This window comes from Streptomyces sp. JLBG701 (genome assembly GCF_058544905.1).
The window spans coordinates 1,061,341-1,087,726 of the sequence record NZ_CM178588.1 but is presented as its reverse complement, the minus strand read 5'-3'; the positions used below and the strand labels follow the sequence as shown (position 1 = coordinate 1,087,726).

Here is a 26,386-nt window from a genome sequence, read left to right as displayed (position 1 = left end):
TCGAGAGGGCGTTGAGGAGCTCTGGCCTAGCGACTCTCGTCGGCCATGTCGAGGGCGGCGATGTAGGAGAACGCCATCGACGAGCCCACGGGGCCTCCCGCGCCGGGGTAGATCCGGCCGGACATCGGAGCCATCGTGTTCCCCGACGCGTACAGGCCCGTGATCACCGAGCCGTCGGGCCTCAGGACGCGCGCCTGGTCGTCCGTCCTGAGGCCCCCCTTGGTCCCCAGGTCGGACAGCACGATCGTGGCCGCGTAGAACGGCGGTTTGTCGATCACGCCCAGGCAGGGGTTGGGCCCGTCGGTGTGGGCTCCCGCCAAGTGCGTGATCATGAGGTCCCAGGGATCCTCGCCACGACCGAAGTTCTCGTCCTTGCCGCTGCGGGCGTAACCGTTGAACTCCTCGACGCTCTGGGTGAGCGCACCCGCGGGCAGGCCGATCAGTCGCGCGAGTTCCTCAAGCGTCTCGGCCCGCTTCAGGACACCCGCGTCGATGAACCTGTCGACGTCGAACCATCCTGGGACCTGCGGCGCGACAGGAAGCGCCGCGAAAGCCCTCTCGTTGTCGATCTGGCGCTGGTCGAACACCCAGTGCGTGGGAAGGTGCGACACGTCCGAGGACCTGTGCGCCCGGAGCATCTCGTGGCCAGCCCGGTCGTACGGGAGGCGTTCGTTCATGTAGCGCTGTCCGGCGGCGTTGACCCAGATGCCGCTCCAGACCGACGTGTAGAACACCGGACGCGTGTCGGGGACGACGAGGCCCGGCGCGAACCATGATTCGTCGAGCAGGTCGGTCGCCGCGCCGATCTCGATGCCCGCGGTGAGGGCGTCGCCGGTGTTGCCCGGGCAGCCCTGGGTCCACTCGTCGGTGATTCCGGGCTGGAACCGCTCACGGAGCGTGCTGTTCCGCTCGTAACCGCCCGCGGCCAGGAGTACGCCCCGGCTCGCGCGGAACGTCACCCTCTTGCCCTCGCTGAGGGCCTCGACCCCGACGACCGTGCCGTCCTCGACGACGAGGCGCTCCAGCCCGGTGTTCGTCAGCACGGTGCCGTTGCCGGTCTCCACGAACGCGAGCAGCGCGCGGCCGATGAGGGCCTGCCCGCCGATCATCACGGACTCGACCTCGACTCCCCAGCGCTCCGTCCACAGAGGCCTGCGCACCAGGGGCTCCAGAACACCGAGTTCGGACCGGTCGAAGTCCTGGGGGAAGACGGTGCGTCCCTGCGGGAGGCTCCCCGGCCGTCCGGCGAAGTAGTCGGGCACCCCCTGCCAGAAGAATCGGCCGAACCGCGGATTCCTCTCCAGCTCGTCGATCATGGGAGGCCCCGCCTGAAGGAACGCCTCCCGCAGCGATGCCGGAGAGTCGTCGCCGACGATCGCGTCGAGGTAGGGACGCGCGACGTCGGGACCGTCCTCGATGCCTGCTCGCCGCTCCGCCGCGTTGCCGGGGAGCCAGATTCCGGCACCGGAGTACGCGGTGGTCCCACCGACGTACTCGGTCTTCTCGATGACCAGCGTGCGCAGCCCGCGAGAGGCCGCGGCGTACGCGCCGACGAGCCCCGCGCCCGAGCCGACGACGATGACATCGTAGGAATCAGCTGTGCCTTCGCTGCTCATGACGGTTCCTCTCACGATGTGCGGAGCATCGGATGCACACGGCCCGACTCACCACGAAGAGCGCCGTGCCGAAAGAATCAGCGACTCAGCCCCGGCCCGCGTTCGACGCCGCCTCGAGCTGCGCGAACCCCTGTGCGGCGACCTCGTCGAGCTCCATGATTTCGACGAAGTGGCCCAACTCGGCCGTCATGTCGAGATATCCGAAACGGATGGCACCGCTGTCCCCGAACTGCTTCCACGTCCTGCCGCTCGCGTCGACGATCGCGGACGCCTCGTCGAAGTCGTCGACGCGGAAGCCCAGATGATGCAGCGTCGCCGGTTCCCCTGGCCTGATGGCGTCCCGGTAGAGGTCGACCATGCCGCCGACCGGGCGGATGATCTCCAGATTGGTCGGACCGGCGTTGACCAGGGCGACATCGATGACCCACTCGTCAGCCGGCTCACCGTCAACCACCACGAAGGCTGTCCTCGGGTCGTCGACACCGGCCCGGGGCCGGCCTCCGCCCAGCGACGACTTGAAGTGCTTGACGCACTCCACGGTCCCCAACCTCGACTCGAGGAACGACGCTGCGGCGTCGATGTCGTCCGTCACGTATCCGAGCTGCATGAAATTGCGGAAAAGGTCACTCAACGCCCGCATTCCGCACCCCTTTGCCCTGGTAGTCCCGGCTGCCCCAGCGGATGGTGCCGCGCGTCACTGCTGTGTGTCACCACTGCAGACCAGCACGGGAATCGACTTTCCACCCGACGTCCGCGGTCGTCCATCACATGTCCCACCAGACGGAATCATCGGCGACGGCGCGGCTCCCGCTCGTCGGTCGTCGAGCCCGCCCGCACTGAGGCCCGGCACTTTCGCGCGGGTCACACATCACCCCTGGTGTGGCACGATGCGGCGATGACCACATCGGGTGAAGGGGCGGCGCCACTGCGGCCTGGCCTGGACCGGGGATCGATCGAGCACCGGCTCATCACGATGCGCAGGGCGCTCGGGCAACTCGACTCCCTCGGACCAGTGGGCCGCGCGCGCCTGGAGCGCGATCCGGGGACCGGGCTCGTCGTCGAGCGGATCCTGGCGCTCCTGATCGACCTGGCCTTCGCGATCAACAGCCGCGTCTCCGCAGCCGTGTTGGGTGAAGATCCGCAGACACCCGCCGCCTCGTTCGGCGCGGCGGAGAAGGCCGGCATGATCGACGCGGAGCTGGCTGCGGCCCTCGCGTCGCCGGACGGCCCGCACAACGTCCTCGTGCAGCTGTACCTGGACACCGAACCCGAGGAGATCGCCGCGATCGTGTCCGCCGCGCGGTCCGAATACCGGGAGTACGTGCGGCAGGTGGCCGACTGGATCTCGGCCGATGTTCCGGAGGGCTGAAGGTGGTGTCGGCCATCGCGGACGCCGAGACGACCTACACCACCATCACCACCAGGCCGGGGAAGTAGCGGGTCACTGCCCCTCCCATCGGCCGACGTCGAACGCGATCACCGGCGGCGCACGGTCACGGAACGGGCTCCGGTGTCTGCTCGCCAAGGTAGGCCCGTTCCAGCAGCCCGGGATCCTCGGCGAGCCTTGCGGCGGATCCGCTCAGCACCGTTTCGCCGTGCACCAGGACCACCGCCCGGTCCGCCACCTCCAGGGCCAGGCGGACATGCTGCTCAACCAGCACGACCGCCGTGCCGGTGTCCTCGGCGATCCGCCGGACGATCGGCAGCAGTTCCTCGACGATCACCGGGGCCAGCCCCATGCTGAGCTCGTCGATGAGCAGCACCCGTGGGTCCTGGATCATGGCCCGGCCCAGGGCCAGCATCTGCTGCTCCCCGCCGGAGAGCATTCCGGCCGCGACCTTCAGACGTTTTCCCAACGCCGGGAAGTAGTCGAGCACTTGCTCCACGGTGCTGCCTTGACGCCGTCGGGCGAGCGTCAGGTTGTCCCGTACGGTCAGCTGGGTGAACAGCGATCGGTCGTCGGGTACGAGGACCAGCCCCCGCCGGGCGACTTCCCGGGCCCGGCCGCCACGAATCCGGTGGCCGTCCAGGGTGACCGACCCGTCCAGGCGCGGCAGCAGGCCCGCCAGCGTCATCAACAGGGTGGTTTTCCCCGCGCCGTTGGGCCCCAGCAGGGCGGTGACCTCGCCGGGGAGCAGCTTCAGGTCGAACGCGCGCACCACCGGCCGTCCCTTGGTGTAGCCCGCGTCCACGCCCTCACATGTCAGCAGTTCCTGCCCGGTCACTGGACGACCTCCCCATGCACCCGGCTCGCGTCGACCTGGTTCGCATCGACTTGGGTCGCACCGAGGTAGGCGGTGGCGACCCGTGGATCGGCCTTGATCTCGGCAGGGGTCCCGTCCGCGATCACCTTTCCGATGTCCAGCACGACGATCCGGTCGCACACGTCGAGCACCAGCCCCATGTCGTGGTCGATCAGCAGTACCGTCACGCCGTCGGCCCGCACGGCACGCAGGCGGTCACCCAGCCAGCGGCTCTCGGAGCTGTCCAGGCCGGCCGCGGGCTCGTCGAGCAGCAGCATCCGGGGACGGCCTGCCAGGGCGCGCGCGATCGACACCAACTGCCGCCTGCCCTGGGACAGTTCACGCGCCGGCTGAGCCCGGAACCGGCTCAGGTGCAGCGTCTCGAACAACCGATTCCGCAGCTCCAGCCCCTGCATGGTGCCGACGTGATCGCCGCCGTGCCGGGCCGCCGCCTCCCCGACCAGTACGTTCTCCTCCACGCTGAGGTCCTCGTAGAGCTCGATGCCCTGGAAGGTGCGCCCGAGGCCCGCCCGACCCCGCTGATGCGGCTTCAGCGACGAGATCGGCCGCGCGTCGAACTCGACTTCTCCGGTGCTGCGGTTGTACCCGCTGATCGCGTCGAGCAGCGTGGTCTTTCCCGCACCGTTCGGGCCGATCACGCCGACGATCTCGCCCGAGCGCACCTCGAAGGACACCGAATCGACCGCCACCACACCGCCGTAACGGACCCCGATGTCGCGCACCGAGAGCACCACCTCGCCCGGATCGGGAACCGGCGGACGGGTGGACGGTGCCGTCCCGGTCAGCACCTCGGCGTCCTGGTCGTCCACGGCGTCGACGGTGGGCCCGCGCCCGCGTCGTAGCCTGGCCATCAGGTCGTGCGCCGGCCCGACGATGCCCTCCGGGTTCATGATCACGGTGAGCACCAGGCCGATGCCCATGATCACGCCGTACCACTCACCCATGGACAAGGCCCGGTCCAGCAGTACGGGCAGCAGGCCTCCGGCGCCCATCACCCCGGCCACGAGGCCGCCGGACAGGGAGGTGATGCCCGCCAGATACGCGGTGGCGAACAAGCCCAGTCCACCGATCGCGGTGAACATCTCGGCGTCGGCGACGGTCTGTTGGTAGCCCAGCAGAGCACCTCCGAGCCCGGCGATGAACGCTCCGATCGCGAAGGCGACGATCTTCGTACGGGCGACGTCGATCCCGGCGGCTGCGGCCGACCGCTCGTTGGCGCGCACGGCGAGCATCGCCGCACCGAGCCGGCTGCGGCGCAGCCACGCCACCCCCAGGCCGACCAGCAACAGCACCACCAGACACAGCAACGCGAACGGGATCCGCGGATAGCCCTCGCCGGCACCGATGCCCAGATCGATCCCGAACAGGTGCGGCGAGGGGACCTTCGAGCCGTCCAGGCCGCCGTTGAGCTCGGTGTTGCGGAACCAGAAGGCTTCGAGAGCCACCGCCAGCGCGACCGTGACCACCGCCGCCGGCAGACCGCGGATCCGCAGGGCGGGCAGCCCGATAACGACGCCGATCACCATCGCCGCCAAGGCAGCCAGAAGCGGGGCGAACGGGAAGGGGACCCCCCACCCCGCACTCAGCTTGCTGAGGCCGAACGCCCCGACCCCGGCCAGGGTCAGCTGGGCCAGCGAGATCTGTCCCGCGAACCCGGTGACGACCACCAGCGACAGCGAGATCACCGCCAGGGTCAGCGAAGTGATCACCGCGGCGCGGATGCTTCCGTGGGTGGCGAAGAGAACGACGACCGCCAGCCCCGTGCTCACGACAGCCGGGACCAGGATGCGGTCGGGGCGCGGTGCGCGGCCCAACGCCTGCTGGATCAAGGAGCCCCGGGTGGGCAGCGGCCGCCCGCGGACCACGAGGTAGGCCAGGATCACGGCCAGCGGCACCAGTTGCGCCACGCCGGTCTGGGGCAGCCACGACCACTTCCCCTGCAGGAACTGCAGCTCCGACTGGAGCATCCCGATGACCAGACCGGCTCCCACGGCGGGGACCAGCGCGGTGAAGTTGCCGACCAGCGCCGCGGCGAGGGCCGGCACGATGAACAGGGTGTACGAAATCGGCACCAGGGGCACGATCGGCGCGATGAGAATGCCGGACAGGCCGGCGATGGCCGAGCTGAGCGCCCAGTTCGCCACCGCGATCCGCTCCGGCGACAACCCGCTGACCAGTGCGCCCTTCTCCGATTCCGCCGCCGCCCTGGCCGTGAGGCCGAACCGGGTCAGCCGGAACACCAGCGCCAGCGCGACGGTCAGTACGACGATGACCGCCGCGAACCACAGCCGGTCGCCGGGGAGACGCGATCCACCCCATTCCACCGGGTCGTTGGGCAGGATGGCCTTGACCGACACCTGCGCGGTGCCCACCCGCGCGGCGATCACGGCCTGGATCACCAGCATCACCCCGATGGAGGCGACGGCTTTCGCCACCGGTGGCGCGGACCGCAGCTGCCGGAAGACCAGCCCGTACAGCACCACCCCCAACACCGCGGCGAGCACCAGCGCGATCACCATGGCCGGGACGAGCCCGAGCGGTCCGCCGAGCCCGACCGTGGTCGGCAGGCCCGGTATCGGCACCAGCAGCTCACCCCGGCGCAGGAACGCGTAGGTGTAGGCGCTGTACAGCGCGGTCGCCCCGGTGGCGAAGTTGACCACCCCGGAACTGCGGTAGGTCAGGACCAGCGCCAGCGCGAGCGCGCCGAACACCGCCCCACTCCCCAGTCCCAGCAACAGAAACACGACGTACTGGCTCATCGGCGAGACCGTTCCTTCCGGCTGCTCCGACCTACTGGGCGAACAACGGACTGGGATCGATGACCCGCACCTTGTCCAGCTTGCCGCCGGTCATCGTGCCGGTGATCACCTTCGCCGAACAGGCCGCCTTCATCCCCGGCACCGCCGAGGAGTCACAGGTGAACGTGGAGCCGTGGCCCGCGGGCAACACGATGTTCTTGGCCGAGCTCAGGGCCGCGGAGATCGTCTTCGGCGTGACGTCGCCGGTCAGGCCGTGCAGCGCACGTACCAGGCCGAGCACGCCCTGGTACCCGACGGCCGCGTATCCCTGGGTGGGGGTGTCGGGGCTGTACTGCTTCATCACCTGTCGGTAGAGCTGGGCCTCGACGTGGTCACTGGCCGGGTCGAAGCCGCTGAACACCTGCGCGCCGTCCATGCCCGCGCCCACGGCTTCGATGACTTCGGGGGCCACGCACGACTGCACGAGCTCCCGAGGGGTGTCGGCGCTGAGCGTGCCCAGCGCCTGGAGCACGGAGGTGCACACGGTCGACTCGCCGATCACGGCGACGGCATCGGGCTTCTTCGCCAGCGCGGCACTCACCTGAGGCGACGCGTCCGGTGTGCCCGCCGCTATCGTCACGAGCTGCAGGTCGACGCCGGCCTTGGCGAAGAACGGCTTGCCGATGGCCTCCATACCGCTCACCGCGGCCGGTACGTCGATCACGAACGCGGCGACCTTCTTGTACCCCTTCTCCTTCGAGTACGCGGCCATCGCCGTCATGTTCGCCGGGAAACCGCCCGTCCAGGAGAAGGAGTTGGCGCTGGTGGCCTCCGCGTTGCTGGCGCCCACGGCGGTCGCCCAGGGAATGCCGGCCTGGGTCACGATCGGCACCATGGAGTCGCCCAGACCGCTGCTCGTCAGCACGACCGCGTCGACCTTCTGCTCGACCATCTGGTTCGCGCAGTCCCGTGCGGCCGCCGGCTCCTCCTTGGTCTTGCAGATCACGAAGGTGATCGGCCTGCCCGCGATCCCGCCGAGGTTGTCATTGGCGTACTTCCGGGCCGCGTCGGCGGCCTCCCTGTTCTCGGGCTGACTGGTGTTGGCACCGCCCTCGTTGGTGATCAGGCCGATCCTGACCGGCTGCCCGGTGGCTTTCTCGCCCGGGAACGCGCTCGCCAGCGCGGTCGGTATTTCCGTGCTGCCCGCGGTGGTGGCGCCACCGTCACCCTCTCCGCAGCCTGCCAGCAGGATCGCGGTCGAAATCAGTGCGACCGATGCCCGTGACCGGGGTGAGGAGAAGACTCGTCCGACCGACTCAATCATGTCTGCTTCCCGAAGTGTCGGCGAGTGCCCGGCACTCGCTGCGATCAGCGTGGCAGAACGGCAGGCTGGAGCCGCGGCGACGCTGCCGTCTGAGAACGTGAAGAGAGAGCCGGCGCTCGCTGCGAGCAAACCTCACGACCGGCGATAAGGGTGAACTGTTCTCACGGAGCTAATGACCCGCTCCACGTGATCGGTAAGGGGTTCGTCCTGTGCGTCGAACCTGAGGCGACGTCACCACCGGGCAGTGTGCTCATCTTCGCTCCTTCGCGACAAGATGTTGCGGCCCCGCAAGCCCGAGATAAGAGTATACGTAATTGCTGCTGACCGGAACCTGTCGTGCGGCTCCGTGGTACATGGCCCGTACAGGCTCTGGCCGTTGCCCTGCGTCCTTCGTCCGGCGTCGTCACGGGTCGGTGATGAGTGTCCTCATTGCTTCACCTCTGTGGCCAGGATCTAAGCACTGTGGCCGCTTGGGTGGGGCGGAGGGCCTGGCCCTGCAACGCCTCGGGGGTGTGAACCCTCCATGTCCATCAGGTCAATTGACCCGGACTCTTGACTCGGAATGCGACAGTGGCGATCCTCATCGCATATGTTGCGCCGGTCATGACAAGCCAGTAGTGCGTCGACCGCGCCATCCCGCCGACCGAGGGACGTGGTGACCGTGGCTCGACGCTGGTTCCGCAGACGCAAAGACGTCACCGTGGTGTCGCTGCTCCTCCTGCTGGTGGCCATGGTCCTTGGCCCCACGCCGAGTTCGGCGGCCGGCACGGACTGGTGGGTGCCGACCTCGCGGCCCGCGCAGGACTCCCAGATCAATGTCACCGGTGAGCCGTTCACGGGCACCAACTCCGCGGGCGAGGTCAGCGGTTTCGTCGACGCGCACAACCACCTGTTCTCCAACGAGGCCTTCGGCGGACGGCTGATCTGCGGCAAGGTGTTCTCCGCTGCCGGGATCGCCGACGCGCTCAAGGACTGTCCCGAGCACTACCCCGACGGCACTCTCGCGATCTTCGACTACATCACCCACGGCGGCGACGGCAAGCACGACCCCGTCGGCTGGCCGACGTTCGCGGACTGGCCGGCGTACGACTCGATGACCCATCAGGCGAACTACTACGCCTGGGTGGAGCGCGCCTGGCGCGGCGGGCAGCGGGTGCTCGTCAACGACCTCGTCACCAACGGCATGATCTGCTCGATCTACCCGTTCAAGGACCGCAGTTGCGACGAGATGACGTCGATCCGGCTGCAGGCGAAGCTGACGTACGACCTCCAGGCCTACATCGACGCGATGTACGGCGGCACCGGCAAGGGCTGGTTCCGGATCGTCACCGACAGCGAGCAGGCCCGTGAGGTCATCGAGCAGGGCAAGCTGGCGGTCATCCTGGGTGTCGAGACGTCCGAGCCGTTCGGCTGCAAGCAGATCCTGGACATCGCGCAGTGCAGCAAGGCCGACATCGACAAGGGGCTCGACGAGTTGTACGCGCTCGGCGTGCGCTCCATGTTCCTGTGCCACAAGTTCGACAACGCGCTCTGCGGCGTCCGCTTCGACGAGGGCGGGCTCGGAACGGCCATCAACGTCGGACAGTTCCTGTCGACCGGCACCTTCTGGCAGACCGAGACGTGCAAGGGCCCGCAGCACGACAACCCCATCGGCACGGCCGCGTCCGAGGCCGAGGCGGATCTGCCGGCGGGCACCGAGGTCCCGGCGTACGACGAGGACGCGCAGTGCAACACGCGCGGGCTCACCGAACTCGGCGAGTACGCCGTGCGCGGCATGATGCAGCGCAAGATGATGCTGGAGATCGACCACATGAGCGTCAAGGCCACCGGCCAGGCGCTCGACATCTTCGAGGCCGCGAACTACCCCGGCGTGCTCTCCTCGCACAGCTGGATGGACCTGAACTGGACCGAGCGGGTCTACTCCCTCGGCGGTTTCGTCGCCCAGTACATGCACGGCTCCGAGGACTTCGTCACCGAGGCCGAGCGCACCGAGGCGCTGCGCGACAAGTACGGCGTGGGCTACGGCTACGGCACCGACTTCAACGGCATCGGCGACCACCCCGCCCCGCGCGGCGCCGACACCACCAACCCCGTAACGTACCCCTTCACCAGCGTCGACGGCGGCTCCGTCATCGACAAGCAGACCACCGGCTCGCGCACCTTCGACTACAACACCGACGGCGCCGCCCATGTCGGCCTGATCCCCGACTGGATCGAGGACATCCGGAAGGTCGGCGGCCAGGACACCGTGGACGACCTCTTCCGCGGCGCCGAGTCCTACCTCGGCACCTGGGGGTCGACCGAGCAGCACCAGGCATCGGTCAACCTCGCCAAGGGCAAGGCGGCCACGGCCAGTTCGTCCGAGTCCAACCCGTTCACCAGCTACCAGCCGGGCCAGGCCGTGGACGGCGACGACGGCACCCGCTGGGCCGCCGACTGGAGCGACGACCAGTGGTGGCAGGTCGACCTGGGCTCCACGAACCTGGTCTCCCGGGTCACCCTCGACTGGGAGCGCGCCTACGGGAAGTCGTACCGCATAGAACTCTCCACCGACGGCACGACCTGGCAGACCGCCTGGTCCACCACGACCGGTGACGGCGGGCTCGACACGGCCAAGTTCACGGGTACACCGGCCCGTTACGTCCGCGTACACGGCCTCGACCGCGGCACCGACTGGGGATACTCGCTCTACGAGGTGGGCGTCCACAGCGCCTGACGTACGACACTCTGGGGACACGCATGGCACGCATGCCGTCGGCCGAACGGCGCCGGCAGCTGACGGAAGCGGCGATCAGGGCGATGGCCCGGGACGGCGTCTCGAAGACGACGACCCGGTCCATCGCCGCCGAGGCGGACGTGTCCCTCAGCGTCTTCCACTACTGCTTCGACTCAAAGCAGGCCCTGGTCGAGTCCGTCATCACGACCATCACCGACCACTGTGTGACCGTGGTGACGGAGGCGATACGGCCCAAGGGGACCTTCGAGGAGACCGTCCGGGCCGGGCTCCAGGCGTACTGGGACCACGTCCGCGCCTATCCCGACGAGCACATGCTCACCTATGAGTTGACGCAGTACGCCCTGCGCCAGCCGGGGTTCGAGCATCTGGCGCGACGACAGTACGAGCTGTACAGCGACACGTACGCCGACCTCATCGAAGAGCTGCGCAAGGCCATGGACTTCCAACTCCGCGTGCCCGTCGGCACACTGGCCCGCTATCTGGCCGCGATGACCGACGGGCTGACCCTCAACTACCTCGTGCTCGGTGACGACGAGGCCTGGACCGACATCCTCGACACGGTCACCGCCCACATCGCCGGGCTGGTGCAGTCAGCCCCGTGACCCGTCGCCGCCCGGCGGCCCCCGGAGCAGGAGAAGCCGTGGAAGCCTGTGGAAGACCCACCCCTTGCTGGTTCCCTACTCCGAACTGAGCCAAGAGGAACGGGAGGTGGACCGCGTGCTCGCGCTGGAGACCGTGAAACTGATCCTCCGCCACGGCTACACGCTCCAGGAGCCTGCCGACCGGTGAGAGGTGAAAGGGGCACTCCATGACGACCATCGCGGTGACCGGACACATCGACCTCACGGCGGAGAGTGCTGTTCTGGTCCGCGCGGCGCTGGACGAACTGCTCAAGCGGTACGCCGCCGACGGCGAGCTCGTCGGTGTCTCCTGCCTCGCCAGAGGCGCCGACTCCCTGTTCGCCGAGGCCGTCCTCGCCGCGGGCGGACGTCTCGCCGTCGTCATACCCTCCCGGGACTACCGCCGCAACAGGGTGCGGCCCGACCACGCCGCTGTGTTCGACCACCTGGTCCAGGCCGCCGAAGACGTCCTCGTCCTCCCGCTCGAAACCGCCGGCCGGCAGGCCTACGAGGCCGCCAACAGCGTGCTAGTCGAACGCGCCGACCGCCTCGTGGCCATCTGGGACGGCACTCCCCCCACCGGCAGGGGAGGCGGCACGGCCGACACGGTCCTCGAAGCCCGAGCGGCGGGCGTCCCCGTCGACGTGGTGTGGCCGGACGGCGCTGCCCGCACCCGCTGAGGGCCAAGTGACGTGGGGCACCGGGCTGCTTGACGCCCAGGCCCCACCCACTTAGCGTCCCCTCGACATGTCCGGACAGGGAGGACGACGATGACGGACGCCCCGGACTCCCTCGACAACAGAGCCAGGCAACTCCAGGTGGAGACGCACGGGCTCGACGTGATCGGCGACACCGAGCGCAAGGGCACGCCGAGGACCCTGTTCTGGCCCTGGTTCGGAGCCAACGTCTCGGTCCTCGGGCTCAGTTACGGCGCCTTCGCGCTCGGCTTCGGGATCTCCTTCTGGCAGGCGCTGATCTCCGGCGTGATCGGCATCGTCTTCTCCTTCCTGCTCTGTGGTTTCGTCGCGGTCGCCGGCAAGCGCGGCTCCGCGCCGACCATGGTGCTCAGCCGTGCCGCGTACGGCGTGCGGGGCAACCGGCTCCCGTCGGTGATCTCCTGGATGCTGACCGTCGGCTGGGAGACGGTGCTGTGCTCCCTCGCCACCATGGCCACCGCGACCGTCTTCGACCGGCTCGGCTGGGGCGGCGGCACCGAGACCAAGGTGGTCGCCCTGATCGTGGTGGGCGCGCTGACCGTCATCGGCGGGGTCATGGGTTTCGACCTGATCATGCGGCTGCAGACCGTGATCACCGTGGTCACGGGCGTGCTCACCGTCGTCTACGTCGCCCTCGTCGCCGACGAGATCCACTGGAGCGTGGTCAGCGCCGTACCCGCCGGCTCCGCCCAGGAGTTCATCGGCGCCCTGGTCTTCATGATGACCGGCTTCGGCCTCGGCTGGGTCAACGCGGCCGCCGACTACTCCCGCTATCTGCCGCGCGGTTCCTCCAGCCGAGGCGTGATCGGCTGGACCACCTTCGGCGCCTCGGTGGCCCCGCTGATCCTGCTGGTCTTCGGGCTGTTGCTGGCCGGCTCCTCCAGCAAGCTGAACGCGGCCATCGCCGTCGACCCGATCGGCGCGCTGACCACGATCCTGCCCACCTGGTTCCTGGTCCCGTTCGCGGTCGTCGCCGTGCTGGGACTGGTCGGCGGCGCGGTCCTCGACATCTACTCCTCCGGCCTGGCCCTGCTCTCCGCGGGCCTGCGGGTCCCCCGTTACGTAGCCGCGCTCGTCGACGGCGTCCTGATGATCGCGGGCTCGATCTACATCGTCTTCTTCGCCGACGACTTCCTCGGCCAGTTCATGGGCTTCCTGACCACACTGGGCGTGCCCATCGCCGCCTGGTGCGGCATCATGCTCGCCGACCTGGCCCTGCGCCGCCGAGACTACGACGAGGGCGACCTCTTCCGCCCCCGGGGCCGCTACGGTGACGTGGCGCTCGCACCCCTGCTCCTCACCCTCGCCGTCACCGCCGTCGGCTGGGGCCTGGTCACCAACTCGGCCGCGAGCTGGCTGGAATGGCAGGGCTATCTGCTCGACCCGGTGGGCCTCGGCGGCAAGTCCGGCGCCTGGGCCTACGCCAACCTCGGCGTCCTGGTCGCGCTCGCCCTCGGCTTCCTCGGCACCCTCGCGCTGAGCCGCGGCAGGGTGCGGGCACAGGAACAGCAGGCCCCGAGCCCGGAGTCGACCGAGACGGCACCGAGCGCATGACCAGGACCACCGGCCAACTCGCCGTCATCGACATGCAGCGCGTCTTCGCCGAGCCCGACAGCCCCTGGGCCACCCCGCGTTTCGCCGAGGCGGCGGCAGGTGTACGACGACTGCTGCCGGCCTTCGCCGAACGCGTCACCTTCACCCGCTTCCTGGCCCCGGAGAAACCCACCGGCGCCTGGCGCGCCTACTACGAGCAGTGGCCCTTCGCGCTCCGGCCGCCGGACGCTCCGCTGTGGCAGCTCGTCGATGAATTCGCCCCGGTGGCACGGCACTTGGTGGAGGCGACCACCTTCGGCAAGTGGAACCCGCAACTCGCCGCACGCGTCGCCCCGGACTCCCGCCTGGTCCTGGCCGGCGTCAGCACCGACTGCTGCGTCCTGTCCACGGCCCTCGCCGCCGCCGACGCCGGAGTCGAGGTGCTGGTCGTCGCCGACGCCTGCGCGGGCGCGGACGACGACTCGCACGCCAAGGCGCTGCACATCATGGACCTGTACCGGCCCCTGATCCGCGTGGTCACGGTCGCCGAACTGCTCGGAGCGAGGAGCGACGGCTAATCGTCGCATTCGGCTGACGACCTTCAGAGAGTCTCGTTGCGCCACCCCTTTACGTGCCTGTCATGTCCCTGTAGCTTCCGCGAAGTCGCAAGAAATTTCAGGAACTTGCCGGTTCTTCTTGCAAGGAGCCTCCAAAGGGCCTTTGCGGGACCCGTATTGGAGTCGCGATGAGACGTACACCCCCACGCCTGTCCCGGCGTCCGCTCGCGGCGTTCGCGGCGGCGACCGGACTGCTCGGACTGCTCTCCGGCGCCCCGGACACCGGCACTTCGGCCCCCATGGACACGGTGGCCGACGCCTCCAACACGGCGACCGTCTTCTACTACACGAAGACCAAGAACTGGTCGTCCACGTATCTGCACTACGCCCCCGACGGCGGATCGTGGACGACCGTCCCCGGTGTCGTGATGGAGACGGCCTGCACGGACTGGGTGAAGAAGACCGTCGACCTGGGCGCGGCCACCGGACTGCAGGCCACCTTCAACAACGGCAGCGGCACCTGGGACAACAACGGCGGCAGCAACTACGCCCTCGGTACCGGCACCATCACGGTCAAGGACGGTGTGATCGCCCACAGCGACCCGTGCACCGACACGGACACCGGCTCCGGGAACGAGGCCACGGTCTACTACTCGACCGCCACCTCCGGCTGGACCACCGCCAACATCCACTACGCGCCCACGGGCGGCTCCTGGACCACGGTCCCGGGCGTCGGCATGGAGGCCGCCTGCACCGGCTGGTGGAAGAAGACCCTCGACATCGGCACCGCCACCTCGCTGAAAGCGGCCTTCAACAACGGCAACGGCGTGTGGGACAACAACAACAGCGCCGACTACACGATCCCCACCGGCACCACGACCGTGAAGGACAGGACGGTCACCACTGACGCCACCGACCCGTGCGCGGCCGAGGAACCGGACATCGAGGCACCCACCGCGCCGACCAAGGTCACGGCGAGTGCCACCAACACGTCGGTCGTGGTGAGTTGGGAGGGCGCGACCGACAACACGGGCGTGACGAAGTACCAGCTCACGCGCACCGGCGGAACCAAGGGCACGGTCGTCACCGATATCGCCTCAACGGTCCAGTCCGACACCGGACTTGAGGAGAACACCACCTACACCTACACAGTGAAGTCCGTCGACGCCGCAGGCAACACCTCGCCCGCCTCCGCCGAGGCCACGGCGACGACCGGCGAGAAGACCCCCGAGGCCGCGGCCGGCACCCCGCTGGTCACCGATCCCCGCAAGGATCCCATCTACTTCGTCCTCACCGCCCGCTTCTACGACGGCGACAGCTCCAACAACCGCGGCGGCAGCCAGCACACCAAGTCCGGCAACGCCGCCAACAACGACCCCATGTTCCGGGGCGACTTCAAGGGCCTGGTCGAGAAGCTCGACTACATCAAGGCGCTCGGCTTCTCCGCCGTCTGGATCACCCCGGTCGTCCTCAACCGCTCGGACTACGACTACCACGGCTATCACGGTTACGACTTCTACAAGGTCGACCCACGCCTGGAATCGGACGGCGCCTCCTACCAGGACCTCATCAACGCGGCCCACGCCAAGGGCATGAAGATCTACCAGGACGTCGTCTACAACCACAGCTCCCGCTGGGGCGCCAAGGGCCTGTTCACACCCACCGTGTACGGCGTCCGCGACTCCCAGTGGAGTTGGTACTACGACGAGAAGAACGAGGGTTTCGAGTACGACGGCCTCACCGTCGAGTCCAAGTCCGGGAAGTCGTACTACAACGGCGACCTGTGGTCCACCGCCGAGCCGACCGGCAACACCTGCGTCAACTGGGGCACGCCCACCGGCGGCAAGAGCTCCGAGGGCTATACCCTCTACAACTGCCAGTGGCCGAGCCCCACTTCGGGCATGTTCCCGAAGGCCTACTACCACCAGTGCTGGATCGGCAACTGGGAGGGCGAGGACTCGCGGTCCTGCTGGCTGCATGAGGATCTCGCCGACTTCAACACCGAGAACACCACGGTCCAGAACTACCTGATCGGCGCCTACGACAAGTACATCGACATGGGCGTCGACGGATTCCGCGTCGACACGGCCGTACACATCCCGCGCGTCACCTGGAACCGCCGCTTCCTGCCCGCCATCTACGACCGCGTGACCCAGAAGTTCGGTACGGACGCCGCCGCGAACTTCTTCGTCTTCGGCGAGGTGGGCGCCTTCGTCAACGACAAGTGGAACCGCGGGTCCGTGAACCACTCGGCGCAGTTCTTCACCTGGAAGGAACGCAAGGAGTACAGCGCCGACGACGAGACGGCTGCCATCGAGCAGTTCACCTACGAGAACAACCTCGGCACCGCCAACCAGCCGACCTCCACCAACGCCTTCCTCAGCGGCAACAGCTACCACACCCCGGATCACAGTCAGTTCAGCGGCATGAACATCATCGACATGCGTATGCACATGAACTTCGGTGACGCGCAGAACGCCTACAGCAACGGCAAGGACTCCGACGACAGCGTCAACGACGCCACGTACAACGTCGTCTACGTCGACAGCCACGACTACGGCCCCAACAAGTCGAGCACCCGCTACAGCGGCGGCACCGACGCCTGGGCCGAGAACATGGCCCTGATGTGGACCTTCCGCGGCATCCCGACGCTGTACTACGGCTCCGAGATCGAGTTCCAGAAGGGCAAGCAGATCGACTGCGGGCCGACCTGCCCGCTGGCGTCCACGGGACGGGCGTACTACGGCGACCACCTCGAAGGCACCGTCACAGCCACCGAGTTCGGTACGGCGGACTCGGCGACCGGTGAGGTCGCGACGACCCTGGCCCAGCCGCTGGTCAAGCACCTCCAGCGGCTGAACCAGATCCGCCGAGCGATCCCCGCCCTGCAGATGGGGCAGTACTCCACCGACGGCATCAGCGGCTCGATGGCCTTCAAACGCCGCTACACCAGCGGGAGTACGGACAGCTTCGCCCTCGTCACGGTCACCGGTGACGCCACCTTCACGGGCATCCCGAACGGAACGTACAGGGACGCTGTCACCGGTGACGTGAAGACGGTGACCGGCGGCACGCTCTCCGTGGCGGCGCCCGGGAAGGGCAACCTGCGGGTGTACGTGCTGAACGGCCCCGGGAAGATCGGCAGCGACGGAACGTACCTGAAGTAGGGCACGGCACGCGTCTTCGGGCCCGGGGGAGTGGACCCCGGGCCCGAAGACGTCGTCAGATGCGGTCCGCCGCGATCAGCAGATAGTGGAAGCTCTCCTCCTTGTACGCCGTCAGGAACGCCTCCTCGATGCCCGTCGCCACCTCGGACCTGGCCCGCAGCTCCCAGTACGGGATCGTCGCCGGCGTCAGGTCGACGACGTCGATGGGGACGAGGTTGTGCGCGGACAGGGCCTTGAAGTACTCGCTGCGCGGATGGATGTTGCACGTGTAGTGCTCGTCGATCCTGCTGACGGCCTTGGAACGAAGGCCCTGTACGTCGTTCGAGCAGCCGGTGATGCACACGTACCGGCCGCCGTACTCCAGCAGCCGCGCGAACTCCCCGTACAGCTCGAAGAGATCGACGTACATCGTCGTCTCGTTGGTCCAGATCGCGCGCCGTGAACCGGTGGCAAAGCCGGTGTCGAGCATGTTGCGGAAGTGGAAGCGCACCTGGTCGGAGACGTTGCGACGGAGCGCCTGGTCGTTGGCGAAGGCGACCTGCTGCTCGGAGATGCTGACACCGTCGACGGTGCAGCCGAAGCGGGCGTTGGCCATGATGCTGGTGCCGCCGCGGCCGGAACCGCCGTCGAGAAGGTGGTCCTCCGGGCGGATGTCGCCTAGGTGGTCGAGGAGGACGTCGGCCTGCGCGGTCTCCAGGCGGTGCATCTCCTCGATCATGCGCTGCTCGCGGGTGTCGGCGGGGCCCTCAAGAACTGACGGATCGTAGTCGCCGAGGCCGTAGTGGTGGTGGTAGAGGCCGTCGACCTCGCCGAGCTTGAGGTTGACCGCGTTCCGTTCGGCGTTCCAGTAGGCGGCGACGGACTTCTGGTAGGCGGTGCGCAGGACGCGGTGCACGGTGTTCGAGGCCGTCGTGTCGGTGAGGGACATGGTCATGGAATCTCCTTGCAGACAAAGGGACTTCGATCAAGGGGACTTCGGGCTTGGAGGTGTCAGTCGGTCGTGGCGTAGCGGGCGCTGCCGGCGTGCCACTCGCGGCTGCCGCCGAGCCAGGCCCAGGTGCCGGCCAGGAAGCGGCGCAGTTCTGGTGAGCCGGTCAGGGCGAGCGCGGCGGCTTCTGCCTCGAAGGTGTGCATGAGTTCGTTGTGGAGGTCGACGGTGCGGTCGACCGCCTCCTCAAGGGAGCAGTCGTCCTCGGCGGCGATCAGCCTCGGCAGGCTGAAGTCCGTCGGGTCCTCCTTGCCCATGGAGTAGAGGTCGTTGACGATCACGCTCGCCGAGCCGGCCATCGTGAACGCCCGCCGCACCCGAGGGTCGGAGAACTCGCCCTGGGGCAGCTCGTATCCGGCGACCGCGTCGACGAGCACCATGCAGGGCACGAAGCTGTTCTCATGCCGGTGCATCAGGAACTCCCAGACGGGCGGCCAGTGTTCGGCGGTATGCCAGACGCCCTCCTGGTTGTAGGCCACGAACATGATCGACAGTTCGTTGCGGAGCCGGCGCACCTGGGTCGTGGTGGCGTGCCGGGCCAGGTTGCCGAGGCTGTCGCGCAGGGCCCGCATGACCGGGTCGGCGCGGACGACCTCCTCCAGCTGGGGCGCGTACTGCAGGGGGAGATGGGCCTGGTCGATCACGGAGTGGGCGATGGCCAGGCGCTGCCCGAGCACGTCGTGCCGGGCCACCTCCACGTCGCCGTCCATGTAGTGGTCGTCGACGGACCACTCGGCGAGCGCGCACTTCGCCGCCGCCAGCAGCCGGTCGGGGTCGTCCGACTCGGGGTGCGCGAGCATGATGAGCCGCCCGAAGCCGGCCTTGCGGACCTTGTCGAGTTGGCCGGGATAGATCCCGACCTCCTCTGCCCACTCGACCAGCCGCTCGTTGACGGTGTCTCCGAGAGCGGGATCGTCGCGGAGGGCGGGCGGACAGTGCAGCCGCGACCCCGGTCGCGCGGGCGGGACCTCCTGGAGTGGTTGTGGTGGCGCGAACACCCGGGCTGCCGAAGTGCCCAGCCCGGTAGGGCCGTTGGGCAGGACCGGCTTCACCGGACGGACGACCTCGGGCGGGGCCGGAAGCAGTCGCGGCTCGGCCGTGACCCGCGCCGACAGCAGGGCCGTCACCAGCTCCGCCAGATCACGGTTCGCCGGGGGCGCGAGGGCTCTGGAGATCAGTGACACCGGCGTCAGCTCCCGCTCACGCGGGAGACCTCGACGTTCTCCAGGATCCCCAGCGCGTCCGGCACCAGTACCGCCGCCGAGAAGTAGGTGCTCACCAGGTAGGAGATGACCGCCTGTTCGTTGACGCCCATGAAGCGCACGTTCAGGCCCGGCTCGACCTCGTCCGGGATCCCCGTCTGGAACAGCCCGATCACCCCCTGCTCGTCCTCGCCGGTGCGCAGCGCGAGGATCGACGACGTACGGGCTTCGGTGACCGGGATCTTGCCGCACGGCAGCAGCGGCACTCCGCGCCACGCGGGCAGGTGATGACCGCCCAGGTCGATGCTGCCGAAGTAGATGCCCCGCTTGTTGCACTCCCGGCCGAACGCGGAGATCGCCTTTGGATGCGCGAACAGGAAACGGGTGTCGCGGCGCATGCTCAGCAGCTCGTCCAGGTCGTCGGGGGTCGGCGGCCCGGAGTGGGTGGAGATCCGCTGGTCGTAGTCGGCGTTGTGCAGCAGCCCGAACTCCGGGTTGTTGACCAGCTCGTTCTCCTGGCGCTCGCGCAACGCCTCGACGGTCAGGCGGAGTTGCTGCTGGGTCTGGTTCATCGGCTGGTTGTAGAGGTCGGCGACGCGGGTGTGCACCCGCAGCACTGTCTGCGCCACGCTCAACTCGTATTCGCGCGGCTGGAGTTCGTAGTCCACGAAGGTGGCCGGCAGGTCCGGCTCGCCCACATGTCCGGAGCTGAGCGCGATGTCGGCCTCGCCCGAACGGTTGCGGGGCCGCTGCTCTTCGCGACCGGTCCGCTCCACGTGCGCGCGCAGTTCGGCGTGCCGGTCCGCCACCGCCCGGTACGCCGCGTGCGGCAGCGCGAGCACGGTGGTGGCCGTCGCCGCACGGGCCGTGACGTCCCAGACGCCGTCCGGCCCGGCGAGCACCTGGCCGCCGAAGGCATCGCCGTCGGCCAGCAGGCCGACGACCGCCTCGTCGCCGTAGGGGCCTTCGCCGATCTGCTCGACCTTGCCGTGCGCGACGAGATAGACATGGTCGGCCGGATGGCCGGCCTCCACGATCAACTGGCCGGGCGCGTACTCCTGCTGCACGAACCGCTCCGCCAGCGCGCCGAGCGCGTCGCCGTCCGAAAGGCCGCGCAGTAAGGGGAGTTCGCCCAGCTCCGCGGGGACGACCCTGACCTCGGACCCGGTCTTCACGAAGGAGAGGCGTCCGTCGCCCACCGCGTAGGACAGCCGGCGGTTGACGCGATAGGTGCCGCCCGGCACGTTCACCCAGGGCAGCATGCGCGTCAGCCAGCGCGAACTGATGCCCCGCATCTGGGGTTCGGACTTGGTCGTCGTCGTCAGGTTCCGCGCGGCAGCGGTACCGAGGCTCTGCTGTTCCCGTTCCGCGGCGCCCGCCGCGGGCGCCGTATCGGTCTCGACCGACATGGGTTCCTTCTCTCCTGTCGCGTCCGTGACGGTGTGCTGGTGATCCGTCACACTCCGCGCATACAGCTACCCGTGATCGAAGACGGTGAGTGATGACTTCGGACGGCGTGCGAGGCACGTGCGACCCGGCCGTGCCTCCGCACCACCCCCGATTCACTCGGATTCGCCCGGTTGGCGGTATCCGGTCGGTACCCGCACGGCACCGGGCGTGTTCAATCACTCGTATCGCGTCACGTACGGATGGCCCCACCCGTCAGGAGGCACCGTGATCGCCGCTCCCGAACCCGGTCTGACCGAACGAGACATCATCGAACGGGCCGTGACCCTCAGGCCCGTGCTGCTCGAACGCCAGCCGGAGACCGAACAGTTGACGCACTACCCCAAGGACACGCACGACGACTTCCTGCGGGCCGGCTTCTACCGGATCCTCCAGCCGCGCCGCTACGGCGGATACGAGTTCGGCCTGCCCGTCTTCTACCGCGTGGTCACCGAGATCGCGCGCGGCTGCCCCTCCACCGGCTGGGCCCTGTCGCTCACCGCCGCCCACGTCCTCCAGGTCGCCGGGCTCTACGAGGAGAAGGCGCAGGACGAGATCTTCGGCACCGACGGCGACTTCCGCGCCGCGTCCACCGTCATGCCCGTCGGCGTCGCCCGTCCCGACGGCGACGGGCATGTCGTGCTCGACGGAACGTGGCCGTACTCCTCGGGCGCCCCCTACTCCACCCACTACATCGGCCAGACCCTGCGCGCCCCCGGCAAACCCGGGGATCCGCCGGGGCCGCTGGTGCTGTTCGTCGCCCCGCGATCGGTGTGGACGGTGCTCGACGACTGGCACGGCGTGCTCGGCCTGCGCGGCAGCGGCTCCAACAGCATCCACATGGAACAGGCGCGCATCCCGGCGTACTTCACCCGCGAGGCGAGCCTCCTCGACCTGCCCGTCGAGGGCGGCACGGTCGGCAGCGAGCTGCACGGCAATCCGATGTACGCCGGGCGCGCCCCGAGCTTCTACCACGGGGAGCTCGCCGCCATCATGATCGGCATCGCGTACGCCGCCGCCGACGAGTACGCCCGTGCCATCGCCGCCCGCCCGCTCGTCCTGGAACCGGACCGCACCCGGTCCGAACTCCACGACTTTCAGCGGAACCTGGGCGAGGCGCTCGGGGTGATCCACACGGCGCACGCGGCGCTGCAGCAGACGGCCGCGGACTGGATGGAGACCTGCCGCCGGAACGCGTCCGGCGAGGCCCCCTTCACCGCCGCCGAGGACAACCGCCTCGCGCTCACGTTCCTGAACGCCGGGCGTATGGCCTGGGACGTGTTCCAGGACATCCTGTTCCGTACGGCGGGATCCCGGCACGCGCGCGACGGCGAACGGATGCAGCGCTATTTCCGGGACGCGGCCACGTACTGGACCCACGTCGGCCCCGGCATGGCCGAGCCCCTCGCCCGCCGGGTCGGCTGCGACCGGCTGGGCCTGCCCTCCGACCACATACACCTGATTCCCTGAGCGTCTCGCGCATGCTCCTGGCCCGCTCGGGTACGCGAGGGACACCGCGCCGGGCACGGATCTTCGCCCGGGCGGGCCGCACGACCGCACCTACCAGGGGACTTGTCATGGAGACACCCGCGTACGACAACACCGTCACACCCGCCCAGCGGGCGCTCGACGCGCTGGCCGTGAACACCGAGGACACGGCGGCGCTGGACACGCTCGCGACCTGCGACGTGCTGGTCCCGGTGCCGGACGACGTGAGTGACGAGGACGCCGGCGATCCGGTGGCGGTGGCGCTGCCCGTCCTGGAACAGCCGGGCGGCGACCCGGCAGTGCCCGTGTTCACCTCGGAACTGGAGCTGGCCGAGCTCCTGCCGTTCGTCTCCCGCTACCGAGTGGTGTCGCTGGGCGCGCTCGCCTCCCAGTGGCCGGCCGACGACCTCTCGCTGACCATCGACGCGGCCGCCCCACACGGCCTGACCCTCACCTCGGAGGGCGTACGCACCCTGCTGGCCCGGCCGTACCGCTGAGCGCCCGCCTCACAGGCCCTTTCCGGGGTTGAGGATCCCCCGGGGGTCGAACGCCTGCTTGATTCGCCGTTGCAACGCGTGCGCCGCGGGACCCAGCTCGTCCGCCACCCACTGCCGCTTCAGCACCCCGACCCCGTGCTCGCCGGTCAGTGTCCCGCCGAGCCGCAGCGCCAGCGCGAAGATCTCGCCCGCAGCCTCCCAGGCCGCCTCCGGCAGCCGGTCCAGGGACGGGTCCACCACGATGATCGGATGCAGATTGCCGTCCGCCGCGTGCGCGATGGTGAAGACCGGCACCCCGTGACGCTCGGAGACGGCGCGGATCTCCCGCACCGCCTCGGCGAGCCGGGAACGGGGAACCGCGATGTCCTCGATCAGCGGCCGGCCCAGCTTCTCCAGCGCAGGCAGGGCGAGCCGGCGGGCGGCGAGCAGCGACTCGGCCTCGGCGGGGTCCCCGGTCGTCTCCACCGTCGTGGCCAGGGGAGTGAGCAGCCGCGATACGGTCTCCGCCTCGGCCGCCGCACCCGCACCGTCACACTGGACGATCAGCAGGGCGGCCCCCCGCTCCCGCAGCGCCGGGTCGACCGCATCGAGGACCGGCCCGTCGACCAGCTCGGCGAGCGCCGGCACGACACCGGCCCGGCCGATCGCGTACGAGGCCTCGGCCGCCGCCTCGAAGGACGGGAAGTACGCGGCGATCGTGGTCGTCGCCACCGGCAGCGGCCGCAGCCGCAGGGTCGCCGAGGTGATCACCGCGAGGGTGCCCTCGGAGCCGGTGAGCAGGGCGGTCAGGTCGTAGCCGGTGACGCCCTTGACCGTACGGCGGCCGGTGCGGACCACGGTCCCGTCGGCGAGGACGGCCTCCAGACCGAGCACGCTGTCCCGCGTCACGCCGTACTTGGCGCAGCGCAGCCCGCCCGCGTTGGTGGCGATGTTCCCGCCGATGGTCGACAGGGCCGCACTCGCCGGATCGGGCGCGTACCGCAGCCCGTGCGCCGCCGCCGCACGGTCCAGCTCGGCGGTGATCACGCCGGGTTCCACGACGGCGAGCTGGTCGTCGACCGACAGTTCGAGGACGCGGTCCATCCGGGACAGATCCAGGACCAGCGCGCCCTCACTCGCCGTGGCTCCGCCCGACAGACCGGTGCCCGCGCCCCGGGGTACCACCGGCACGCGCAGGTCGTGCGCGTGCCGGAGTGTGACGGTGACGTCCTCGGTGCGGCGGGCGTGGACGACGGCGAGGGGTTCGCCGGCCGGGCGGGTGCCGGAGCGGTCGGTGGAGTGCGCGGCCAGCGCGGCCGGGTCGGTGGCCAGGCGGTCCGGCGCGAGGTCGCGGGCGAGCAGTCCCAGGAGCTGGGCGGCCGTGGTCGTGGTCGTGGCGGGTGCGGTCACAGGTTCAGCGCCTTCGTTCCGATCGCGAGCAGGGCGATGTCCTCCTGGGGCGCGTGCACGGGTGCGCACTGGATGTCCCGGAAATGCCGTTCCAGGGGGTTGCCACGGGCCAGGCCCGGATTGCCGAGCAGCCGTACGGCCAACTCCACGGCCCGTACACCGTGCCGATCGGCCAGCACCCGGGCACCGAGGGCCTGTTCGGGCTGGTACGAGGCGTCGGCGGCGTCGACCCGCGCGGCGCCGCCGAACACCAGCTGCTCGGCGCCGGCGAGCAGCACCTCGATCTCCCCGGCCGTCCGCCGGAAGCGCTCCGTACGGGCCACCGCATGACCGAGGTTGGCGGGCACGCGCGCGTGGGCGAACGTGTGGAAGGTGGACTGGGCCGCCCGGGCCACCCCCAAGTACAGGGCGGCGAGCGGGAGATGGAGGGACGCGCCCGCCCGGTTGTCCTGCTCCGCCCCCGGACCGTGCGGCGCGAGCCCGATCACGTGCTCGAAGGGGACCTCCACGTCCCGGAACGCCACATCGTGACTGCCGCTGGCCCGCAGGCCCAACTGGTCCCAGCGGCCTACGATTTCGATGCCGGGCGAGTCGCCGGGCACCAGAAAGGTGCCCACCCGTGGCTCCGGTTCGTCGGTCGTGGCCCACACCAGGAACCAGTCGAGCCCCTCCGCTCCCGTCACGAATCGCTTCCGTCCGCTGATCGCCCAGCCGTCGGCCGTGCGCCGGGCGAGCGTGGCGGGCAGCCCGCCCCGCGCAGGGGAGCCCAGATCGGGCTCCACGCGCGCGTGGTTGATCAGCACGGGGCGCGCGAACGACTCCTTGACCACGCGCGCGTACAGCTCCTCGGGCCAGTGCGGCTCGGCCGCCTGCCGGGCGTGTGTGTTCAGCGTCATCGCCGCGATCAGGGCGACGGAGGGGTCGGCCTGGCCGAGCGTGTGGAGGATACGCGCGATCTCCTCGACGCCCGCGCCCCGGCCGCCGTACCGCCCACCGATCGTCGCGGTGAGCAGGCCCGCCCCATGGGCGATCCGGAGGGACTCGGCGGGAAAGGCGGCCGAACGGTCGTAGCCGGCGGCGAGTTCGGCGATGCGCCCGGTCACAGGGCCTTCTTCAGGTCGGAGTTGAGGGCGGTGGTCCAGAAGGACTTCACGTCCAGGTGGGACTTCAGCGCCCCGAGTTCGGTGAAGACGTCGGCGACCTTCTGCTGCGAGGCGATGGTGTCCTCGCCGACGGTCCGGGCCTGGGTCGGGCGCTGGGCCTGGGCGGCGAGCAGGTCCTTCTTCGCCTGGGCGAGCGGCTGGTGGGTGGCGTCGGAGGTGATCTTGGCGAAGCCGTCCTCGTGGCCGTCACGGACGTAGGCGTACGCCTTGGTGATCCGTGCGATCAGATCGGCCGCGGCCGCCTTCTGCTCCGGGCTCTTCAGGACGCTGTCCCGCGCCGACCAGAGGAAGTTGCCGGACAGGATGTCCTTGCCCGAGCCGACCGTCGTGGCGCCCTGCTGGTGGGCGGTGATGATCGACGTGCCGTATGAGGCGAAGGCGTCGATGGAGCCGCCGTTGAGGGCGGCGAGCCCGTCGTTGGGCAGGAGCGGCTTGGCGTCGACGTCGGACCACTTCAGGCCCGCCTGCTTGAGCAGCTCGTAGAGGAAGTAGTGGGCGGTGGTGTTCTGGACGTAGCCGACCTTCTTGCCCTTCAGGCCGGCGATGTCGGTCACCGTCGAGCCCTTGGGGACGACGACCTCCTGGTTGAGAGTCGCGCCTCGCTGTACGGCGACGACCTTGAAGTTGGGTGAGCCGTCGGCGGCGGCGAAGATCGGCGGGATCTCGCTGGAGGAGGCGAGGTCGAGGGCTCCGGCGCGGATCGCCTGCAACTGCTGGTCTCCGCCCTGGAACTGGCTCCACTTCACCTTGTACGGGGTGTCGTCGAGGCCGGCGTACTTCAGGACCGCCTCCTCGACCTTCCAGCCGGTGGCGCCGACTCTGAGCGTGACGGAGGACGGGGACTCGGCCTGCGCCTCGGTCCCGCACGCCGCCGCGAAGGGCAGAAGCAGGGCGAGGGCGGCGGCGGACGTGCGGAGGGAACGGCGGAACAACACGGGATC

General features: G+C 69.4%; 21 protein-coding genes. 10 read left to right on the top strand and 11 right to left on the bottom strand.

The window, feature by feature from the left end; all coding sequences use genetic code 11:
* Positions 1-26: 26 nt before the first annotated feature.
* Both AC5DRG_RS05005 and AC5DRG_RS05000 read right to left on the bottom strand, forming a co-directional pair.
* Positions 27-1,616, bottom strand: coding sequence for an FAD-dependent oxidoreductase (locus tag AC5DRG_RS05005; protein ID WP_491808330.1), 1,590 nt, complete (start codon positions 1,614-1,616; stop codon positions 27-29).
* 85 nt (positions 1,617-1,701) lie between these two features.
* Complete coding sequence (locus AC5DRG_RS05000) at positions 1,702-2,223, bottom strand: VOC family protein (RefSeq protein ID WP_491808329.1); 522 nt, start codon at positions 2,221-2,223, stop codon at positions 1,702-1,704.
* 288 nt (positions 2,224-2,511) lie between these two features.
* Between AC5DRG_RS05000 and AC5DRG_RS04995 the strand changes: the two genes are divergently transcribed.
* Positions 2,512-2,985, top strand: a complete 474-nt coding sequence (locus AC5DRG_RS04995) for a DUF86 domain-containing protein (RefSeq protein ID WP_491808328.1) — start codon at positions 2,512-2,514, stop codon at positions 2,983-2,985.
* Between the two features lie 124 nt (positions 2,986-3,109).
* On the opposite strand, the gene AC5DRG_RS04990 is transcribed toward AC5DRG_RS04995, so the two are convergent.
* The 3 genes from AC5DRG_RS04990 to AC5DRG_RS04980 are packed head-to-tail and all read right to left on the bottom strand — an operon-like array spanning position 3,110 to position 7,942.
* Entirely contained in the window at positions 3,110-3,841 is a 732-nt protein-coding gene (locus AC5DRG_RS04990; protein ID WP_491808326.1) for an ABC transporter ATP-binding protein, read from the bottom strand.
* Positions 3,838-6,639, bottom strand: a complete 2,802-nt coding sequence (locus AC5DRG_RS04985) for an ABC transporter permease subunit (RefSeq protein ID WP_491808325.1) — start codon at positions 6,637-6,639, stop codon at positions 3,838-3,840. Before AC5DRG_RS04985 ends, AC5DRG_RS04990 begins: the two co-directional genes overlap by 4 nt.
* Positions 6,640-6,670: 31 nt before the next feature.
* Positions 6,671-7,942, bottom strand: coding sequence for an ABC transporter substrate-binding protein (locus tag AC5DRG_RS04980; protein ID WP_491808324.1), 1,272 nt, complete (start codon positions 7,940-7,942; stop codon positions 6,671-6,673).
* A gap of 730 nt (positions 7,943-8,672) precedes the next feature.
* Here AC5DRG_RS04980 and AC5DRG_RS04975 point away from each other — a divergent pair.
* From AC5DRG_RS04975 to AC5DRG_RS04945, 7 genes are all read left to right on the top strand, one after another.
* On the top strand, positions 8,673-10,658 hold the full coding sequence (locus AC5DRG_RS04975; RefSeq protein ID WP_491812972.1) for a discoidin domain-containing protein: 1,986 nt from the start codon (positions 8,673-8,675) through the stop codon (positions 10,656-10,658).
* Positions 10,659-10,681: 23 nt separating this feature from the next.
* On the top strand, positions 10,682-11,281 hold the full coding sequence (locus AC5DRG_RS04970; RefSeq protein WP_491808323.1) for a TetR/AcrR family transcriptional regulator: 600 nt from the start codon (positions 10,682-10,684) through the stop codon (positions 11,279-11,281).
* Complete coding sequence (locus tag AC5DRG_RS04965; RefSeq protein WP_491808322.1) at positions 11,205-11,468, top strand: RyR domain-containing protein; 264 nt, start codon at positions 11,205-11,207, stop codon at positions 11,466-11,468. Before AC5DRG_RS04970 ends, AC5DRG_RS04965 begins: the two co-directional genes overlap by 77 nt.
* 19 nt (positions 11,469-11,487) lie before the next feature.
* Positions 11,488-11,979, top strand: coding sequence for a hypothetical protein (locus AC5DRG_RS04960; RefSeq protein WP_491808321.1), 492 nt, complete (start codon positions 11,488-11,490; stop codon positions 11,977-11,979).
* 90 nt (positions 11,980-12,069) lie between these two features.
* Positions 12,070-13,569 carry a purine-cytosine permease family protein gene (locus tag AC5DRG_RS04955; protein WP_491808319.1) on the top strand — a complete coding sequence of 500 codons (1,500 nt, stop codon included), beginning with the start codon at positions 12,070-12,072 and terminating at the stop codon, positions 13,567-13,569.
* Positions 13,566-14,126, top strand: a complete 561-nt coding sequence (locus tag AC5DRG_RS04950; protein WP_491808318.1) for a cysteine hydrolase family protein — start codon at positions 13,566-13,568, stop codon at positions 14,124-14,126. The genes AC5DRG_RS04955 and AC5DRG_RS04950 overlap by 4 nt, the downstream gene beginning before the upstream one ends.
* A 167-nt stretch (positions 14,127-14,293) precedes the next feature.
* Positions 14,294-17,272 carry a carbohydrate binding domain-containing protein gene (locus AC5DRG_RS04945; RefSeq protein WP_491808316.1) on the top strand — a complete coding sequence of 993 codons (2,979 nt, stop codon included), beginning with the start codon at positions 14,294-14,296 and terminating at the stop codon, positions 17,270-17,272.
* A 55-nt stretch (positions 17,273-17,327) separates the two neighbouring features.
* On the opposite strand, the gene AC5DRG_RS04940 is transcribed toward AC5DRG_RS04945, so the two are convergent.
* From AC5DRG_RS04940 to AC5DRG_RS04930, 3 genes are read right to left on the bottom strand one after another with little or no spacing between them, the layout of a single operon-like run.
* Complete coding sequence (locus AC5DRG_RS04940; protein WP_491808315.1) at positions 17,328-18,206, bottom strand: geranyl diphosphate 2-C-methyltransferase; 879 nt, start codon at positions 18,204-18,206, stop codon at positions 17,328-17,330.
* A gap of 56 nt (positions 18,207-18,262) precedes the next feature.
* Positions 18,263-19,444, bottom strand: coding sequence for a family 2 encapsulin nanocompartment cargo protein terpene cyclase (locus AC5DRG_RS04935; RefSeq protein ID WP_491808314.1), 1,182 nt, complete (start codon positions 19,442-19,444; stop codon positions 18,263-18,265).
* A 5-nt stretch (positions 19,445-19,449) separates the two neighbouring features.
* Complete coding sequence (locus AC5DRG_RS04930; protein ID WP_491808312.1) at positions 19,450-20,871, bottom strand: family 2B encapsulin nanocompartment shell protein; 1,422 nt, start codon at positions 20,869-20,871, stop codon at positions 19,450-19,452.
* A 265-nt stretch (positions 20,872-21,136) separates the two neighbouring features.
* On the opposite strand from AC5DRG_RS04930, the gene AC5DRG_RS04925 reads away from it, so the two are divergent.
* Positions 21,137-22,378 carry an acyl-CoA dehydrogenase family protein gene (locus tag AC5DRG_RS04925; protein WP_491808311.1) on the top strand — a complete coding sequence of 414 codons (1,242 nt, stop codon included), beginning with the start codon at positions 21,137-21,139 and terminating at the stop codon, positions 22,376-22,378.
* 107 nt (positions 22,379-22,485) lie between these two features.
* Complete coding sequence (locus AC5DRG_RS04920) at positions 22,486-22,893, top strand: SseB family protein (RefSeq protein WP_491808310.1); 408 nt, start codon at positions 22,486-22,488, stop codon at positions 22,891-22,893.
* Between the two features lie 9 nt (positions 22,894-22,902).
* Here AC5DRG_RS04920 and AC5DRG_RS04915 read toward each other — a convergent pair whose 3' ends face one another.
* The 3 genes from AC5DRG_RS04915 to AC5DRG_RS04905 are packed head-to-tail and all read right to left on the bottom strand — an operon-like array spanning position 22,903 to position 26,380.
* Entirely contained in the window at positions 22,903-24,282 is a 1,380-nt protein-coding gene (locus AC5DRG_RS04915) for an FAD-binding oxidoreductase (RefSeq protein WP_491808309.1), read from the bottom strand.
* Complete coding sequence (locus tag AC5DRG_RS04910; protein ID WP_491808308.1) at positions 24,279-25,385, bottom strand: acyl-CoA dehydrogenase family protein; 1,107 nt, start codon at positions 25,383-25,385, stop codon at positions 24,279-24,281. The genes AC5DRG_RS04915 and AC5DRG_RS04910 overlap by 4 nt, the downstream gene beginning before the upstream one ends.
* Positions 25,382-26,380: an ABC transporter substrate-binding protein gene (locus tag AC5DRG_RS04905; protein WP_491808307.1), complete on the bottom strand. Its 999-nt coding sequence runs from the start codon at positions 26,378-26,380 to the stop codon at positions 25,382-25,384. Before AC5DRG_RS04905 ends, AC5DRG_RS04910 begins: the two co-directional genes overlap by 4 nt.
* Positions 26,381-26,386: the final 6 nt, after the last annotated feature.

Bases quoted from the DNA above. Each gene is read 5' to 3' on its own strand.
- AC5DRG_RS05005 (WP_491808330.1), bottom strand. From the start codon at position 1,616: ATGAGCAGCGAAGGCACAGCTGATTCCTACGATGTCATCGTCGTCGGC.
- AC5DRG_RS04970 (WP_491808323.1), top strand. From the start codon at position 10,682: ATGGCACGCATGCCGTCGGCCGAACGGCGCCGGCAGCTGACGGAAGCG.
- AC5DRG_RS04945 (WP_491808316.1), top strand. From the start codon at position 14,294: ATGAGACGTACACCCCCACGCCTGTCCCGGCGTCCGCTCGCGGCGTTC.
- AC5DRG_RS04955 (WP_491808319.1), top strand. From the start codon at position 12,070: ATGACGGACGCCCCGGACTCCCTCGACAACAGAGCCAGGCAACTCCAG.
- AC5DRG_RS04975 (WP_491812972.1), top strand. From the start codon at position 8,673: ATGGTCCTTGGCCCCACGCCGAGTTCGGCGGCCGGCACGGACTGGTGG.
- AC5DRG_RS04985 (WP_491808325.1), bottom strand. From the start codon at position 6,639: ATGAGCCAGTACGTCGTGTTTCTGTTGCTGGGACTGGGGAGTGGGGCG.
- AC5DRG_RS04980 (WP_491808324.1), bottom strand. From the start codon at position 7,942: ATGATTGAGTCGGTCGGACGAGTCTTCTCCTCACCCCGGTCACGGGCA.
- AC5DRG_RS04940 (WP_491808315.1), bottom strand. From the start codon at position 18,206: ATGACCATGTCCCTCACCGACACGACGGCCTCGAACACCGTGCACCGC.
- AC5DRG_RS04920 (WP_491808310.1), top strand. From the start codon at position 22,486: ATGGAGACACCCGCGTACGACAACACCGTCACACCCGCCCAGCGGGCG.
- AC5DRG_RS05000 (WP_491808329.1), bottom strand. From the start codon at position 2,223: ATGCAGCTCGGATACGTGACGGACGACATCGACGCCGCAGCGTCGTTC.
- AC5DRG_RS04960 (WP_491808321.1), top strand. From the start codon at position 11,488: ATGACGACCATCGCGGTGACCGGACACATCGACCTCACGGCGGAGAGT.
- AC5DRG_RS04950 (WP_491808318.1), top strand. From the start codon at position 13,566: ATGACCAGGACCACCGGCCAACTCGCCGTCATCGACATGCAGCGCGTC.
- AC5DRG_RS04995 (WP_491808328.1), top strand. From the start codon at position 2,512: ATGACCACATCGGGTGAAGGGGCGGCGCCACTGCGGCCTGGCCTGGAC.
- AC5DRG_RS04930 (WP_491808312.1), bottom strand. From the start codon at position 20,871: ATGTCGGTCGAGACCGATACGGCGCCCGCGGCGGGCGCCGCGGAACGG.